The following is a 17,836-nucleotide window of genomic DNA, read 5'->3' as shown; positions in this document are numbered from 1 at the left end:
TTCTTTTAAATTTTCTTATCCTTTAAGGATGTAAGTCACATTAAACAAATGTATAAAAAGCATAGGTCTTGAAAATACTAAATAGGTGGTTTTAAAAAGTTGCAATACTGCAAATCACGTGGGGCAAATAATAAGTGGGAAGGAAACTATACTGTCACTTTCCGATACACAAAGTAAAAACCCTTTACCAGTCGAGGTTTTAGAAGCATGGGCAACAAAATAGCAACAAAATTGAAGCAACTAAAGGAAAATAAAAGAAAAAAAATGTAAGTTGACTCAACACACACAATTGCCGACTGACATAGTTACCCAATTTAGATCAGAAACTCCTAAAAGCCTGTAAAGTAGGTCAACACCAACCACCCTTATCGGCGCGTTCATATTTGTTAAGCAGCCGAAGAATAAGCTACAGCAGTAAAACTTAAAATACTAGCTAACCATTCAGATACCTTTCTCAATAGCAACTACCGCACGCTTGCCTTGGAAAATTAATAACAAAAAAAATTAAAACACAACGTCCTAAGGAAGTATTTTTCATTCAGCTGCCCTAAAAAGAACTTTATCTCCTACATTGTAGTTTAATACAAAGAAGGATTAGAAACAAGTCACAATGGAAATTAGAGACATTTTTGAGAACTTTATAAAGATTGAACCCAAAGTAATGTCTATTGAAACTCTCTTCAACAACGAGGAGCGAGTGAGCAATACAAATTACCAACCCTTCTATCAACGAAATTATGTCTGGGATGATGAAAAAGCAACTTACTTCATTGAAAGTATCCTGCTAGGCACAGAAATTCCCCCTTTGATCTACTTTCGAAATTCCGACAAAGTAGAAGTAATTGATGGCCGACAAAGATATCAAACAATTTTGCGGTTTAAAAACAATGAATTTAAGCTTAAAAAAAACGGCTTACAAAAGCTACAACATATCGGAATAGCAAATAAGTATTTTAAAAATTTAGAGGAAAAGTTGAAAGACTTTTTTTGGAATACAAAACTACGCATAATTGAATTTAGCTTTCATTCAAAAAGTTTGGTTAATGACGAAATTGAAGAAGTCGTAAAAAAAGAAATTTTCAAAAGGTATAACTCGGGTATAACCCCACTTAAACCAACAGATATTGATAAAGCAGCTTATATTGATGATGACTTGAACTCATACCTAAAAAATAAAATAGTTGGCGATCAAGTTTTACACGGCGAAATATCGGGGTTGCTTCACTTCGAGAACTCCAATATAGAGATTCTCCTAAAAAAAGTTCGGCAACTATTGGTACTACACAAAATCCCGATAAAATATTACTCTATTGAAAAAGATTCTGTGATTGCTAAGTACTTCGAATTTTTATCTTCTAATATTACTTCAGGCGAAGTTGAAGAAATATATAGGGGGTTCATCAAAAAGATAAATCTATTAAAGCAGCTAAGCAATATCTTTAAGAGAAACGCTTTTGCTTATAACCGATTGATATTTGAATGCATATTTTGGGGCTTATCAATCATCGAAGTTGAAACTGGGTCATTAACAGCCATCAGCGCTCAAACCTTGGAGGAACTCGCAAAATACATCAGCGATAATAAAGACGTCTTCAAAATGGAACGGAGTTCTTTCTTCAGGGAACTCAACGAAAGGTTTTTTATAACTTCTGAATTTTTTAGAAAAAAATTTAGTATTGATTTTACCGCTTATCTTCTAAATAATCCAGAGTTTAAGGCTTCAAATAGAAAGCTTAAGCCTAAAGAAAATGAAGTTACAAGTTTCGACGAATTACGCATTAACAAACCCGAACCATCATCTATTGCTATAGAAGACATAAGTAGACAAATGATGAGGCAGCGATTTTTGGTTAGACCATCCTATCAAAGGAATGAAGTAATAAATAAAAAAAAATCATCAGCAATTATTGAAAGCATATTGATGGGAATCAAATTACCACCAATATTCGTGTTTAAAAGAAAGGACGATGTATCAGAAGTTCTAGATGGACAACAACGATTGTTATCCATTCTTGGATTTATGAAAAAACCATACTTGGACGAAAAAAATGAAGAACGCCATTCTGATAAAAACGGCTATTCACTTAACCTTAAGAACGGCATATTAAAAGGCCTTGATGGAAAAAACTTTGAACAACTAACTAAAGATCAAAAAGACAAAATAAAAAACTTTGATTTATGGATTATAGAAATAAGCGAAAAGAATAATGAGCACTTTGAATCCATTGATCTGTTCATTCGGCTAAATAGCAAACCGTATCCAATAAAGGAAGACACGTTTGAAATGTGGAATTCCTATGTTTCAAGAGATATTATTGAAACAATCAAGAGCATACACCGAAATAACAAAGATTGGTTTTACTTAAGAAAAAACAATCAAAGGATGGAAGATGAAAACATCTACACCTCATTGATTTACCTACAATATCAGATTACCAAGGGAATAGCTAAAGAAGATACAATTTCTAGATACTTAGATATCTACAAAATTGGGGATAAAATAAACTTACGTGTAAAATCCAAAAACGATATTACTAAAGTCCTTGAAAATAATGAAGCCAAAGAAGGATTTGTCGCTACTTGTTTTCAGTTTGAGTTTGACTTCTTGAAAAAGCTAAAGGAACTATTATCAGATGATGCTACTTCTACACAATCGATTAATCAAAATTTGGACGACATTTTCAATAAAGAAAACAACAGGCGAACTCAACAAAGTTTCTATGCCTTGTGGTATTTCTTGTATGACCTACCATATCACAACATTATCAGCAATAAAGAGTATGTGAGAAGTGAATTGCATAAGCTATTCAGCTTAATGGATAAAATTGAAAGCAAATCTGACTTCGACGATTTTGTCTCATTGTTTAAAACTAGATTTAAAAATGCCATTGATAATAGCTACGAAGATGTAATATCGAAAATTCAATCAAATGCGCCAGTTTCGCTTGGAAGTATTGCAAACATTCAACAAGGGCTGAATTATAGCAATTTGGAAAAATATTCAAGTTCAATTTCAAGTGAGCCTTACATTTTTATCAAAGAAACTTCTATTTCGGATTATCGAGTTAATGTTGAAACAGCCGGCAAGGTTTCCCTGGATGAAAAAGATAATTCATTAAAAGAAATCTTTGACAGCAAACATAAAATCGTAATAAAGAGGATAAACAGCTTCACAACAAATTTGGACGTTGGCATTTACACAGATAAAGCAGTATTTAATAATAATGTTCTAATTACCAACGTTGTCAGATATGGTTACCATCCAAAATTTATATTATGTCTGTTGGGCAGCAGATTGATAACTCACTTTTTGTTTTATAACTCTTCTGCATTAAATGGGGCGTATAGCCTCACCTCAAATAATCTCAGGAAGGTACCTTTACCAATTATTTCCCTTCGCACTCAATCTACATTCGTCAAAATAATTGAGTATATTTTAGTTATTGAAGGCAATAAAAAAATAATAGGCTTTTTTGAAAGGCTTTTAGATGCGATGGTCTATGAGTTATACTTCAAAAAGCAAATCCTTGAAGCAAAGTGCGAAGTTTTAGTATACTTAGAAGATTTACCTGAAATAAATGATACAGAAAACAGTGATGTTTCAACCATATTGGAAATCTATGCAAAAATCAGTGATCCTTATCACCCCATCAGTATTGCACTTTTGAAATTATTCAATGTTCCATATATTGTACAAATAGAAGGTACAATATAGTTTCTGCTTAGTCGATACTTATATGAAAAGAATTACTAGCGTCTATTTAGAAAATTATCGAGCTTTTTATGGAATTTATAAAGATATAAAATTACCAAATGGTGAAAATCTATTAATATACGGTGAAAACGGAAGCGGTAAAAGTTCCCTTTATAAAGCATTAAATGATTATTTCACAAACTCTCGCACGCCTGTAAGTTTCGTAAATAATAGGTATGCTCAGACCCAATTTGGTAGCATAAAGATTGAGTTTAATGACCTCACATCCAATCCAATAATTGCAATTCCGAATACTCACCAAACTTTTGAATTTACCCCTCAGAACTCGAATAATCAAGTTCAATTTATCCAAGATGGAGCTTTGGTGAAAGGGTTTTTAGATTATAGTAAGTTACTAGATGTATATCTACACAAGGAACCAAAACCTAATCTTTTTAATCTCATAGTTTTAAATTTGCTATTCAACCACATCCCTATAAGTAGTGGCGGAACTTACCGGCTAGGTACCAAATGGAAGCAACTACAAGAAGATTTAATAAAGAACTCTTATACTCGAAATGACCGCTTACATCAAATTGCATTGGCTGAACTTCCAATATTTGAAGGACATCTCACCTCTACATTAGACGAAATATTTACAGATTCTAATCGAATGCTAAACGAGTATTTTAGTGATTTGAATATTCAGATCTCATATGAATTGGCTCCAATCACATTCAATTATGGTTTGGGTAAATGGGGATGGCACTGTACTACTGACTTGAGACTAAATGTAATAAAGGACGGTGCAGTCATTATTGGCGATTATAGTGATATTTTGAATGAAGCACGACTTTCTGCATTTGCTGTATGCCTATATCTTGCTTCCTTGAAACGTAATCCGCAGGTCGACCTTCAAATTTTATATTTGGATGACATCTTTATTGGATTGGATGCGGGTAATAGATTACCGATATTAGATATAATCACCTCCGAATTTAAAGGCTATCAAACATTTATATCTACTTATGACCGGCATTGGTTCGAACTTGCAAAAAAATACTTTGAAATTATTGGTGAAAATCGTTGGGTATCAGTAGAGTTTTATGTTGGTAAAGAAACTTCGAATGGTATTTCGTTCGACAAACCTATTATGACTCTAGGAAAAACAGAATTTGATAGAGCAATACGTTATTTGCATCATAGAACTGAACCAGACTACCCAGCTGCTGCAAACTATTTTCGAAAAGCTTTGGAGCACCTTTTAAAGAAACACATGCCAAAATATGAACTTGCAGATACTGATAGTGTCCAACTACCAAATTATAAGCTTTCACAAGTTCTCAAAAGAACAAATGAATTTTTGACAAAAACTGGTAATAGCGTGTCTGCAATCAATATTATCAGTTCACTTCTACATGGTTTGATTCATCCCCTTTCACATTATACAATCAACTCGCCAGTATATAAAAGTGAACTTACAAAGGTAGAAGCAGCCATTCAGCAACTAGAAACTCAATTTATTACGATGGACATTCCTAATAATTATAGATGCATATTAGGTAAAGACCAGAAAATTAAAATGAGTTTCTGCGTAGACCAACAAGCAAACCACTTTTTCTTTTATGAAGTAATTATAAAATCTAGCCTTATTATAAAAAATTTGCCAGGTAGCACGCCTGTAGTATGTTCAACGAAGTGTGTGGTGGATCGATGGTATGGAAATAATGGTGGAAATAGCTATCCACCAGGGAAAGCGAAACGGAAAGATCCTAAGCATAACCACGATTCACTAGAATCGGCTTACAAGAACATTCATTCGTATTTAAGTGGTAATGTTATTGCCTTTAACATTTCTGCAAATGGCTATATTGCTAATTGTGAATGGCTTGGAGCTGCTGGATGGGAACCGTTGGCAAACCTAATTATTTGGCTTTAGATATTGTCAACGTAACAAACTGAAACAGGATTTTACGGCATCGTGTAAGTGCCCCTTTTTTTCAGACAGTATTAGATAGAGTCTTAACATTTAAACTAATTAGTATACTTTCATAGATTTATCCCTTCTTTATCTATCTGAATAATTGAGGCAAGAACCATTCTAACTACTTCTTTGAAATGGTTCATATCAACTCTGTCTATCGTATCAGATACAGTATGATAAAATGGATTATCTGTGCCATTATAAACACCGATACAACTAAAACCTTTCTCTTCGAATGGTATATAATCACTATTCCAAATATCTGTATGTGCAACTTTCAAGTCCGTATAATCAGCAGCTGCTTGAGCCATAATCATAGCGAAGGCTTTTGCCTTAGTATCATTATTCGACACTTTGTTACCTTGGTCATACTCAATTATAATCTTAGATGGAATCCCTGGCTCTTGATAAGAAATCATATCCAAATTAATAACTAATTTAATAGGCCAATTCTCCAAAACTGCCTGTTCCGCGCAAGCTGCTGAACCAAAAAGCCCCTGCTCTTCTCCACCAAAAACGGCAAAAATTACACTATGTTCCATAGGCAAGTCCTTGATAATTCTTGCAATTTCGATGGTTGCTGCAACTCCTGAAGCATTATCATCCGCACCTGGAGCCTTACTCATAGGAGTTTCAGAAATAGAATCGTAATGGCAACAAATCAATATTTGCTCTTTTCGCTTCCCAATTTTCTTACATATTATATTTGAATGGGGATTAATACTGGAGCCGGGTAAATTAAAAAAAAGGTAGTCAATCTCTTTCTCCTCAGAATATCCGATAGTTTTAAATTGTTTAGTAACCCATTTAGGCACTTCATTTATGTTTGGAGAATTAGACCAACGTGAACCAAACTCTGTTAACCTTTTTATTGAACTGAATAGATTATCAATATTTACATTTTTAATAATTTTTTTAATTGTAGGATCTATTTTTTTGCTTTTGTTTACTTGGCTGTATGAAAAATTCTTTGCTTCCCGCAACTTTTTGCAACAGGGTGAATACAATAAAATACGCTCTATTCCAGATAAAAAATTTTCTAACTCTTCGGTGTCTGCATTTTGTATACCATCACCTTTTATCTGTAAAGATGTGATTCCTAAACTTCTTGCCTGCATTATATTCTCTGAATTAGTGCTTACAAATACTGCATGATGGAGTGGAAAATTTTCGAATTGCTTGTTTATTGCTGTTTTAAATAAACTGTAAGGAATAACCGTCTTAATTGGATTAATGATCATTCTTTCTCGAAATGGCTCAAAAAACTTTGAGATCTTTAAGTCTTTAAGTTTGTTAAAGAATTTTGTCATGTATACTTCCGAAGACAAAAGAGACTCATTCTCATAAATATTACTGATAACAACTAATATAGGTTTTTCATAATGTGAATCTTCCAATAATTGCAGTTTTGTTAAAGTATCAACGAGTTTTGGATTATACCCTTCTCTCCATAATAAATCAGAATTAAGCTCTAACAAGACAATCTTCATAAAATCCAAAGTTTATGCTTTACTTACACTCACATTAACATAAGCCACAATATTTAAGCGCAACATTTACCTCCCTAAATAATAATCATCGTCTAGCCATTCTGAAGGTTTGCACATAGCGAACTCCTGCTGTAACATTCTCTCAGCTACACAAAAAGCCCCTTCAATCCACCCTTGTTGATCACTATATGCCTCTCCACAAATATGAACATTTTCAGTTTTCATCGGGCGTCTCATGTAACTCATTACAGAACCAACATCATATCTAGCTTTCCATGCATGGTACCCACCTCCGTAAGGGTCGTCACTCCAGTTTTCATACATTGTTGTAAATGGGTCTGGAATATTTTCTACACCATGTAGTTCCTTAAGTTGAAATAATGAATGATCAACCATTCTTTTTGGAGCTTGCTTATAAAATTTACTAACTTTCTCTAATTCTTCTTTAGTGACAAAGCTGGTAGCTTTTGGCACAAAACTGTTGTTGTCTATCATTTTCTTAAAATGAACCGAATTTTTTTTATACGACATACCTTGATCCGGCAACTCTAAAGGCTTCCAAAAATCAACCGTTCTCATATCATTATAACTAGCTAATAAAAGTGAGGCATTTCTATCTTTAGCCGCACCAAAATAATAACATTGCCTCATTGGCAAATCTGTTATAGATCGTCCTTCATCTATATCTAATTCAGATTTCCACCATGGAAGTCTATTTTTTCCATTATCAAATGCCATTAATAACTTAAATGACGGCTCGCCTATAACAGATCTAATATTTTTTTTCAACTCGATATCTTCGCCTCCTTTAAACAAAAAGTTATGATCATTTATAAGCTCTAATGCTCTTCTAGGCATAGCTAAGATTAAACTATTGCAATAAATTTCATATTCATCATTGTCCTTCGTATCCCTAATTAGCAACTTATATTTGAAAGAATTTAAATCATTATGTGAAAAGTTTAATAACTGTTTACTATTATATATAGTACCGCCAGCCTCACTGAAAAGTTTAGCAAGCCCTTCAGCTATCATGTCGAATCCTCCTTCAATGGTCTTATATTTTACATCGCCAACAAAATCACCCATCATGTATGGCATAGCTTCTGCAGAATTCCAATTAATTGTATTAGAAAAGTAAGCACCTGCATCAGAAATAAAATTGTAACCTTCATTTCCGACTTGATCATTTATAAGGTTCCAAAATCCTATATTTTCAAGGGTCTGACCTTTATCTGGGCCTTGGTAATAAGATAAAATGCTTTTAATCTCATCCCATTCTTTCCTATTACGGGCACCTGTAGAATATCCATTTTTTATTAAAACATCATTCACTATTGCTGTAAAAATTTCATCAGGATGTTTGCCTTGCCATTTATTATCAAGGTTATAATTTGTTTTAAACCCTGATTTTCCATAGTCAGATTCATGAAAACGCTGACCCCTTAAATAAATTAAATTCTTATTCTTGTCTCCCATAGGGAAATCAAGAACTGTTAGTTTTAAAACTTTATTTATTAAGCTATTTGCAATTTTTTGGTGCTCCATAAATCTCATCCCCCCAAGCTCCCCTACGACTCCATCTAAACCTGGATAATTTTTAATAGAAAATAATCTTCCACCAATTCTGTTACTCATATCAAAAATTGAAACGGAAGGATTAGAGGTTCTATAGTCTGGTGTTTCTTTAAAATAGCCAGATAATAACCTCCAACCAGAGTAAAGTCCAGAGACACCTGCTCCAACTATAGCCACGTCTGTCGTTAAACCTTGAATAGATCCTTGTTTATAGCTTTTCGGCATAATAATTTTTAAAAAGGTAATCGTCTTTTATTTATTTGAAATCTCTCATCCTTGAATTTATCATTGAAATTAAAATGACTTATATCATACTGGGTTTGCCCATCAATTAGGAGATCTGCGCATATCTTTCCAAGTAAGGGAACAAATTTGAAAGCCCAACCACTAGAAAAAGCTAAAATATTTTTATTCTGGTTTACCGTTGTTGTGATAAAATCCAAAAACATCTTTTTCGATGTTTTTGTTGGAATTGACGCCAGACAAGTACTAATATATTGAGGTGTACAATCTACAAACGGAATCCTTTTTTTTACCCAATCAACTGTCAATTTTAGATCATTGATGTTTGCTTTAGGTTTCCGTTCACCAGGCTTTTTGAATCGGTCAGTTGCAAAAGCCGGTGCAATCCTCAGAAACCCTGGATTGGACCAGGAACAGTTTTCAAAACCATAATAGAACCCCGGATCAGAATCTGACTCATTCTCATAGATAAACCAAGATGGCAAATCTCTACTTCCATCTTTAAGTTTGAAATAAGCAGAAACCATCTGCCAAACCTCATATTCTAATTCTAGATTAAAACCATTTATTAATTCATTAATATATGGGCCAGTCGTAAGTAGTAGCTTTTCTGAATGATATTCTCCTTTTTCTGTTTTTACTTTAACTGTATCTGTTAAAGCAACACTTGTTACCTTCTCATCAAAAAGAAAGGTTACAAGTGATGATTCAGAGCAAAGTTTTTTTAATGTATTAACTGTTGCTGGAACATTAATTGTACCTCCATCTTTTTGAAAAAAACCATCATAATTGTCTGGCAAATTATTGAAGCCAAATACTGCTTCTATTTCTTTTTTTGTCAATTTTTCAAATGGGACCTTTAATCTATCCATTGTTTCAATTGCCTCTTTGATTTGCCCTTCACTAGAACTAGATTCGTCTACACCAAGCCATAGGCTACCAACCTTCGTCCTTAAAATATCCTTGCTATGCTCTTGAATCTCATCCCAATATTTTATTGATTCTAAAGATAGTCTAGTCATATAATCTTCTGAATATTGCAGTCGAAACTGTCTAGTGTCGCCAGCAGAACTTGAAAATTGATTTAAAAAATTGTATTGTTCAAGTACCATAATTTTCAACCCTCTTTGGGCACATTTATGTGCGGCTGCCAAACCAACAGGTCCAGCGCCAATAATCAAAAGATCGTAGATGCTTTTATTTTTTAAGGTGTTCATTAACATCCAAATAAAGTATTCTAATATGAAATTGCTAATAATAAACTTAATTTATTCCTACATATTTACATCTTATTAAATACCAATTTATAAAAAGCTGTTATGAATAGCACATTCAAGCTTTCGGAACGGAATGAGTTTGAATAGAGACGAAATAGTTGTAGATAGACAAAACAGACAAGAGTACTAGGTTGACAAAATAAAAATAATGTACGCAAATAATTTTATCTTTTATCTAGATATTGCTGAATGGCAATATTGAGAAGCAGTCAGATTTTTAATCTGCACTAACATCGACTGCTGATACTTAGCCTGCACTTATGAAGCAGAGTTATTGCACCTGCTTATTGTCAGGCTAAATTTGAACTTTGAGTTTGGTTATAGCTTTACAATCAGCTTATGTTCTGTAGTTGACTCTCAAATACTTTCGGCAGCGTAGCGGCTGGATCATTCTGCACGGTGTTCAGGTCAGGCTTTAGCTTTACATTCTCACCAAACAGTCTTTCCTATACCGATTCTTTGGAAAGTTACGCCACTTCTTATTGCTTGAGTTGTACCCGGTAGTGTATCATAACAAAGCTCTTCTTTCGAGTTACAATTCTTCTGACACGCCACACCTTACTTAAAACTAGCTATTTTAAGAGAGTTGAAAACTGTTTCCTTTAAGTTATAGCTTCTTGCGGGATCTTGCTGATGTCATATGCTGTCATTTTTTCTAGCCTTTCTAGTCCGCCCCATTCTTTAAATAGCCTTTCTGCCTCATCTTTTATCTCTTCAAATGATCTAGGCTTTCCGTTTCCACTACCAGGAAAGACAATATAGAAGATATCCTTACGGGACACGCCTCCCTTTCTAGGATTACTTGGAATGTGAAGTATTTCGGCAGCTTTTATAGAAATCTCCCCAAGTGCGTCTTTTGGACCTACTTCTGAGTAAATAGCTGGGCAAGTAATCCCTGTTTTCCGATCAACAACATATGCAAAATCTCCAAGCTTAGCGGAACCTGCATTCTTTTTTGGCAACACTATGTAGGGAATTTCATTTGCATTTACATAAGCTCTTGGATCAGTTTTTTTGAATTGCGGATTCACATGAGCTGTTGTTGAAACAAAGTATCCGGGGTTGGAATCACTTTGGGTTTGTATAACAGGATTGTTATGCTCGTCTACAACCAAAGCCCACCAACTCCAGCGATCGAGATTTTTTGTGGTTGATGCATTTGGAGATGGTGGTTTGCCTGCATTTCGGAGGTCGTCAGTTCCTTTATTTCCTATTTTATAGGCATCCGGTGCGCCATCAGCACAGATTTTTGCATGCGACTGAAAGTAAAAAGCTGATTCATTTTTACTTGACCAAGCCTGATAAATTATTTTTCCGTTCTTGAAATACTCAAAAGCCGGTACATCTAAGCTATTTTCTTCATCTTTAGAAACTGATTCCAGAAAGCCATTGCCGCTTACAACTAGACCGTCAAATAGTGAAACATTAGCGGACTCTAGTCCTCTGAATTCCGCAAGGTTGTCGTACCTGGCATATATGGCACGACTGTTATTCAGCAATGGTGCAAAATTGTTCTCCTGTATTGCGTCTCCAAAATCTCTATAGCCTGAACTGGAACAATGAATTACCTTCCTTGCGACGCCTGCCTCTGAAACTTCAGTAACAATACCTATATGGCCTTGCCGCCTTTGACCATTAACAATTGAATCTCCATACACAACGATACACCCGCGAACCGGATTATCAATTCTTGTAACTAGTCCAAGGTGATGATTGGCATCCCTGTATACGGCGGTCGTTTCGAACCACCCTTTGTTCCCATCACCATTGTAGCTTGCATAAAATGAATTTGACGTATGCCTACTAATACCCAAACACCATGCAACAAATCCGCTGCAATCAAGTTCATTGTTCGAATCAGAAGCTCTTAAAGCAGACGGGTTCATGCCACCTTTGCCGAGCTTGTAGATTGTTCTTCTGCTGAGCATAGTTCTTGCTCTTTTGATAACTTCACTTGTTGTCAATGCCATAAACTTATCATTTAAGTTTTATTTATAAATCATTATACAAGGACCTCGCACGTATTAATGCTTTCCTCGATGTTCATACATGCTAGTCGTCGAAAATTTCGGCTTAATAAGTTTCAATAAATTCTTTTCACCGTTCTACGATACATTATAGTCTAAAGTGAATAAATTAGAAGTAGTCTCATAAATAGAAATAGGATTTCAGAAAGATCATTACATAAGCGATGAACACAACGGCTTTGAAGTTTTATTCTTTGTTCTCATCGCGGACGATGCAGCGCCGGTACTTGAACAATCAGACAAAGAACTGCTCCACTTTCTACGTTGGTCCGTAGCTTCTTAATTTGCGGCCATCCTATGTTTTTGGTTTGGTCCGCCCGTTCTGTGGGGTGCTATCGTACACTCTGCCGCCTATGAGTTTTCCTGGTAGTTCATCGATAAATCCGTCCTCCAGAGTCTTTCCTATTAAAGTGGAATACACGAGGGCTTGCAGATTGGAGCGGGACAGAAAGAACAACACAACCAGCACCTATGTATGACCTGACCTTACTGCCTTTACCCTCGTTTAGCCTTTCTCATAGAACCCCTTTTTCGCTAGCAAAAACATGATGTCCACCCTTTTCTGTAAGTCACGAGTCAGCGCTTCAATCACCTTATCAAAACCCCTTAGTTTATCCGTGTGGTCATTCAGTCAAAAGGAACACCTGCTCTTTTATTTTTTCTCTTTAGGTTGGGCAGTATGCCCCTCCTTGTAAAAACGTCGCGTATTATTTTTTCGTTGCGCCCATCGTTTAAATTTTTATCAGCAGTAATTAACGCATCAGCTGCCTCTTCAAATTTTGCTTTAGGGGTTAAAAGAAAGTGGTGAGCTATAATAAGCCGATCGGCTATTGTACGACCCAAAGCTGCCCGAATTTCCCAAAGACAGGCTGACCAAATTTCGCCGTCGTTATGTTCTTCCCCTGTCATGTCTTTGGGATATTTTTTGTTACTGTCTAGCCTTCTCAGACATGGCGGTTCAGCACCACTGTAAAAGACAGCATCCCAATTTCCTACAGTAGGTCTAAGGTTTGCTGGTTTTTTATCCGCAAAGAAGCTGGCAGCCAGGTAATCGCCAAAGGCTTCCCCCATTGCCCTTGCCTCACCATCCGGACCGAAGCCCGGAACCTGATTATCAAGAATTGCATGGCCGTATTCGTGTAAGATAATTTCAGCGTCTTCGGCATCATCAACGCCTCCGGTACCAAACGTCAGGGATTTTGTTGCAGGGCTATAATGAGAATTGTCGTCGTTCCTGCCGTCAATGTGTACTTCTATAGGCTTATTAAGTACGTTATTGAAACCTAATTCTTGAATATAGCGTTGAACCCTATCAATATGGTAATAAACCATTACTTCTTTGAATGCTCTATCTTCCCTTTTAAAGAGAAATGTAAAATCAGCCCTTTTAACGCGATTTGGTGTAGTACTTGTCGTTACAAAAGGGCCCTCAAGCATACCAGTATTCTTTAAATCTTTTAAAGTCACTTCCAAATAAGCCGCGTCAGGTATCTTGGAGTTATCTTCAAGAGTAGTGTCATTTAGAGCCGCGACGGGATTAGGGTCAAAAACCCTACCACGTCCGTCAATGTATTTGAGCAGGTCAACTTTATCTAAAATGGCTCCTGTCAGCGCATCAATGTAAATCTTCCACTCGGCAATTGGTTTTTTTGCTTTGATTATGAATTTCCAAGCCAATGTTGGAATTCCATCGTGTGGAAAATAAACTAACTCTGAATCTAAAATATCATCCAAATTAGATTCTGAAGGCTTCGCTGCGTCCAATGCAATGGCTTTAGCCTCATCTGCAGTAAGCTGGTGTGGAGGTGAATCCGCGCCTGCAGCCTTTTTAGTTTCTAGTTTTTCCGTTTTTTTCAAAACCGGTTCTGGCACTAAATCGTTTAAGATGTTGTAAACCTTTCCGTCGTTATCAATATCAATCCGTATCCAAGCACCTGAAATCGGTTTGCCCTGATATTGTTGTTGATATAGGACATGCTTACCTAAAATGCTCTCTTTTACTTGTTCGAAGTTTAACTGAGACAAGTCGGGTTTAATTTTAAGTTCGGGAGCAATTCTCTTTAAAACAGATTCTGCTACGTTTTCCGGCTTTTCTTTGCTGGCTTTACTATCAATATCATAAATTCGACGCGGCACATTGCGTTCTGGATGTTTTTCTACTTTGGCTTTTAAACTTTTCATATGTTACAATTTTGCTTGCTTTTTAAACTGTAGGAAATTAAACTTTATGTAAAACAATTGGCAGAATAGACTTCTTTTATGAAAGGACGTTATAAATCCAATTAACCAAAGACAATTAAACTTATTTGCTCATTTCCGTTTTCTTAGCCATGCAATATTTTCTGAGCATATGGCCAATCTGATCAAGTTTTAGATTTCTACAATTGCATGAATAAGTTTCTTTAATAAAAAAACTTATTTCTCACCTATTTTATACAGCAAAAACATTCTCACTATTCACTAAAACAGAAATGATCTAAAGACAAAAAACAAGTAAAATGGATTTGGGCGAATAAACAAATAATCAAAGGACGCAATTAGCATTCAATAAGAGTCGGAAAGCATTATCATAGAGAGAGCGATATAAATATCAAAATCCTTCATTTATTAAACAAATATTTTAATAAATTCTTTTTACAATTCCTTTGTAGCCATATCAGGAACCGACATTAATTGGTACTGAAATGTTTCAACTTACTTTTCTGAAGTAAACCTATGCAATGCCAGCAGTGTAGTAAACAGTGAGTTTTCAGGAAAATTCCCGTGCGAGCAATGGAGAAAAAAACACCTTGCCGCCAGCTTGTTGAAAGCTCCTCCTCCATTGCACTGCGGTAGTCAGCAGTAGCTGTTGAGCCATCAAATATTTTCATTCCCTGATACTCGTCAAAATATTGAATCAGACCGGCCAGAAATTCTGCAAAAATTAACAGGACAAGTAACGCACCCATTTGATTTAGTTTGGTGAATGTGAAAAAAGTTTAAATGTTATTTAATTCTAGGGATGACGCTTCACGGCTGTCTGGAACCCAGTAACAGATGCGAGACTGTGGTGGAGGAAAAACTCAAACAAGCCTGATAACAAGCTGTAATTGAGATAACACTTTCTTCGACTGCGACAAGCAGACACTACACCATTCAGAAGGCATATGTGGCGATCTGGCATCAATCATAATAATTACATAATTTTTATTTAATATGCAATATTTTTAGACGTTTTTCCCATAAAAAACATTTATCACTAAACCTAGAAACAATAAAAAGACGCTAATAAATTCCGTTTATTTTAAATTTACATTTAAGGTCATAGTTAACTATACGCCCTGACAAACACTAAAATGATCTTGTGGATCCCTAAAACGCTTTTACATCATTCCACTTTATTCTTTCAAAATTTTATTTATGCTAAATTCAAACTTAATTAGAGAACGCTATCCACAGTGTGAAATCGTAGAGGCTCCTACAGAGTTCACCCACCGGTTAAAAGAAAAAACAAACTTTTATTGTGCTGGCATTCAGCAAGGCCGAAAACCAGATGGCACGCTGGAATCAGGCGACAAAGTGGCAATCCGCTCCATGGATGATAAATTTCGTCCGTGGATAATAACTAGTCAGGGTGTTGTTGCACAAATAGAAGGTGAACTAGAGGAATTATAGTTATTAAAACCCCATTTAGTTAATTACTTTAAGTGTAGTGTAGAATCGTCTGCGAAATGTTCTTCAAGCGTTAGGATTAATTTTAACGCTTGACTTACACTTTTAATCTTTTCTCTCTATTCTTCTGTCAATCCACCACTAATAGCATTAGATACAAAATTTTTCGAAAGTTCTTATGCATGATGAGGCTTTGACGAATTCCCTAATAAAGCGAATCAACGCTTGATCTTTCACTTAACAATAATATTATTTGAAGAAAACGCATCAGCAATCAACTCAATAACCAATCAACAGTGCTATCATAACTGGGCCTGTCACACTTCACAGACACATGCATATGCAGATTGTGTGGATTCTTGCCATAATACGGCCGCCACCTCCAAGGTTCATTACCTCCAATTGCAGAAGAGTTCATGATCTTTCTGTTCCAGATTACATACTTAATTCTCGGGTCTTTATTTTTTTCAAAAACGCTTACAAGCACATTGCAATCACATTTATGCGCAGGGTCATGGGTAATATCAACAGCTGTTACTACGCCAATTCCTAATTGTTCATCCTTTACCCAAGGATTGTGGTCGGAATTGCGGCCCTCATGATCTGAGTCACCAATAGTTCCATCATGCTCTTTGCTGCGGCCGGGTGCCATATTGTTTAACTGCGCCAACAAATGTTTAATACTTTCCGCAGGTCGCCAGTTATACCAAGGTCTGGGATTTTCCATGCAGCCATCGACTTTTGCTTTGAATTCCATTTCCTCCAGTGCATACTCATCATCGGTTTCATTAGGAGTAACGGTTAAATAATCGAAGTTCTCCGACAAAATTGTTTCTACGGCAAAGGGTGAAAGCGGAATTGTATTTACATCTTCCGTAAAATATTCGTGGTTATCTGCATTCTTAATGGCTTTTGCAGGATTGGTGCGAGCAAGTTCTTTGCACGGGTCTTGCCGGTATATAAGGTCCTCTGTGCGTGCACTTGCATGGCTGTGCTCGTGCACCACTGTTCCTGCTTTTGAATCGAAGCCGGTTGGGGGGGCCGCCCAAAACAGCCCGCAGAGCCAAATGGTACTTCCGCCTATGGTTGTATATGCAAAAGTATCATCTGTGCATTCGCTGCCAGTAAGGTCGTAAGTGAATTCTACGGTCTCCATGCGCTGCTTAATCTTTGCATAATTATCTTTTACAATGCCGGCACGTGCTGCAGTATATTCACCGAACCATAATTTATAGGTGTTGTTATTATCCACCTGGCCTATTGCCGCGATTGTATAATCGTAGCCGGCCTTGTGGGCTGCTTCTATTTCGGTTTTCTGAGTTGCATTGGCGCCTTTGACCGCTGGCTTTCTTAATCCCATAGCAAAGCCTTCAGTCCCGACCCGTTTTTTTTTAGCCTCGGTACGCATGGCGGCGCCAATGGTTTGCCTAACCGCGTTGCTTTCTTGTGAAAGCACTCCCGGCACATTTTCTACCTGGGTAAGCGCTGCTGCAGCTTTTGCTTCATGCATACTACGCTTGCGTGCTTCGGCAGATATCACCACCAGCTTGGTTCCGTCAAATCTAATTTCATACGTTCCGGGTGTTGACATATCGTATGCCAGGCTGATGTCGAATGTTTCTGAAATTGTTTGCCCTGCTTTCACCAGCACAAAATCTTCCATGTTGGCTTCACTTCTTTTCAGGAAGTAGCCATCGTACAACACCTTTTCGCCGTTCACCCTCACATCAAGGCAATCGCTTTTCAATCCTTCCAATGGCATATCGCGTTTCAGCACATATGCATCATCTGGACCATTATTTGTGAGTTCAAAAGTTACCATTACCGGACCGTCCGCATTCACCTGCTGCGGCGCAATGATCCTGGTTTGTATTGAAGGCATATCAATTCAT

General features: G+C 36.2%; 10 protein-coding genes. 3 read left to right on the top strand and 7 right to left on the bottom strand.

The window, feature by feature from the left end; translation table 11 throughout:
* The first annotated feature begins 610 nt into the window (after positions 1–610).
* A complete protein-coding gene (locus tag BUE76_RS07880; protein ID WP_073043780.1) occupies positions 611–3,715 on the top strand; it encodes a GmrSD restriction endonuclease domain-containing protein in 3,105 nt (1,034 codons plus the stop codon).
* Positions 3,716–3,737: 22 nt separating this feature from the next.
* Positions 3,738–5,633 carry an AAA family ATPase gene (locus BUE76_RS07875; RefSeq protein ID WP_073043778.1) on the top strand — a complete coding sequence of 632 codons (1,896 nt, stop codon included), beginning with the start codon at positions 3,738–3,740 and terminating at the stop codon, positions 5,631–5,633.
* Positions 5,634–5,743: 110 nt separating this feature from the next.
* Here BUE76_RS07875 and BUE76_RS07870 read toward each other — a convergent pair whose 3' ends face one another.
* From BUE76_RS07870 to BUE76_RS07845, 6 genes are all read right to left on the bottom strand, one after another.
* Positions 5,744–7,168, bottom strand: a complete 1,425-nt coding sequence (locus BUE76_RS07870; protein ID WP_073043776.1) for a M28 family metallopeptidase — start codon at positions 7,166–7,168, stop codon at positions 5,744–5,746.
* 66 nt (positions 7,169–7,234) lie between these two features.
* Positions 7,235–8,971 (bottom strand): flavin monoamine oxidase family protein, encoded by a 1,737-nt coding sequence (locus BUE76_RS07865; protein WP_073043773.1) that lies wholly within the window; start codon positions 8,969–8,971, stop codon positions 7,235–7,237.
* Positions 8,972–8,979: 8 nt separating this feature from the next.
* The gene (locus BUE76_RS07860; protein WP_158069939.1) at positions 8,980–10,206 is read right to left on the bottom strand and encodes an FAD-dependent oxidoreductase; all 1,227 of its coding nucleotides are present in this window, start codon (positions 10,204–10,206) and stop codon (positions 8,980–8,982) included.
* Positions 10,207–10,868: 662 nt separating this feature from the next.
* Positions 10,869–12,236: a glycoside hydrolase family 75 protein gene (locus BUE76_RS07855; protein WP_083596535.1), complete on the bottom strand. Its 1,368-nt coding sequence runs from the start codon at positions 12,234–12,236 to the stop codon at positions 10,869–10,871.
* Positions 12,237–12,920: 684 nt separating this feature from the next.
* On the bottom strand, positions 12,921–14,474 hold the full coding sequence (locus tag BUE76_RS07850; RefSeq protein WP_073043767.1) for a M36 family metallopeptidase: 1,554 nt from the start codon (positions 14,472–14,474) through the stop codon (positions 12,921–12,923).
* 488 nt (positions 14,475–14,962) lie between these two features.
* On the bottom strand, positions 14,963–15,241 hold the full coding sequence (locus tag BUE76_RS07845) for a hypothetical protein (protein WP_073043765.1): 279 nt from the start codon (positions 15,239–15,241) through the stop codon (positions 14,963–14,965).
* A gap of 451 nt (positions 15,242–15,692) precedes the next feature.
* On the opposite strand from BUE76_RS07845, the gene BUE76_RS07840 reads away from it, so the two are divergent.
* Positions 15,693–15,947, top strand: a complete 255-nt coding sequence (locus BUE76_RS07840) for a hypothetical protein (protein WP_073043764.1) — start codon at positions 15,693–15,695, stop codon at positions 15,945–15,947.
* Between the two features lie 271 nt (positions 15,948–16,218).
* Here the strand turns inward: BUE76_RS07840 and BUE76_RS07835 are convergent, their stop codons facing one another.
* A complete protein-coding gene (locus tag BUE76_RS07835; protein WP_073043762.1) occupies positions 16,219–17,826 on the bottom strand; it encodes a M35 family metallo-endopeptidase in 1,608 nt (535 codons plus the stop codon).
* Positions 17,827–17,836: the final 10 nt, after the last annotated feature.

Source organism: Cnuella takakiae (assembly GCF_001953305.1).
GTDB classification, from domain to species: Bacteria; Bacteroidota; Bacteroidia; order Chitinophagales; family Chitinophagaceae; genus Flavisolibacter; species Flavisolibacter takakiae.
This window is presented reverse-complemented; position numbering and strand designations above follow the sequence as displayed.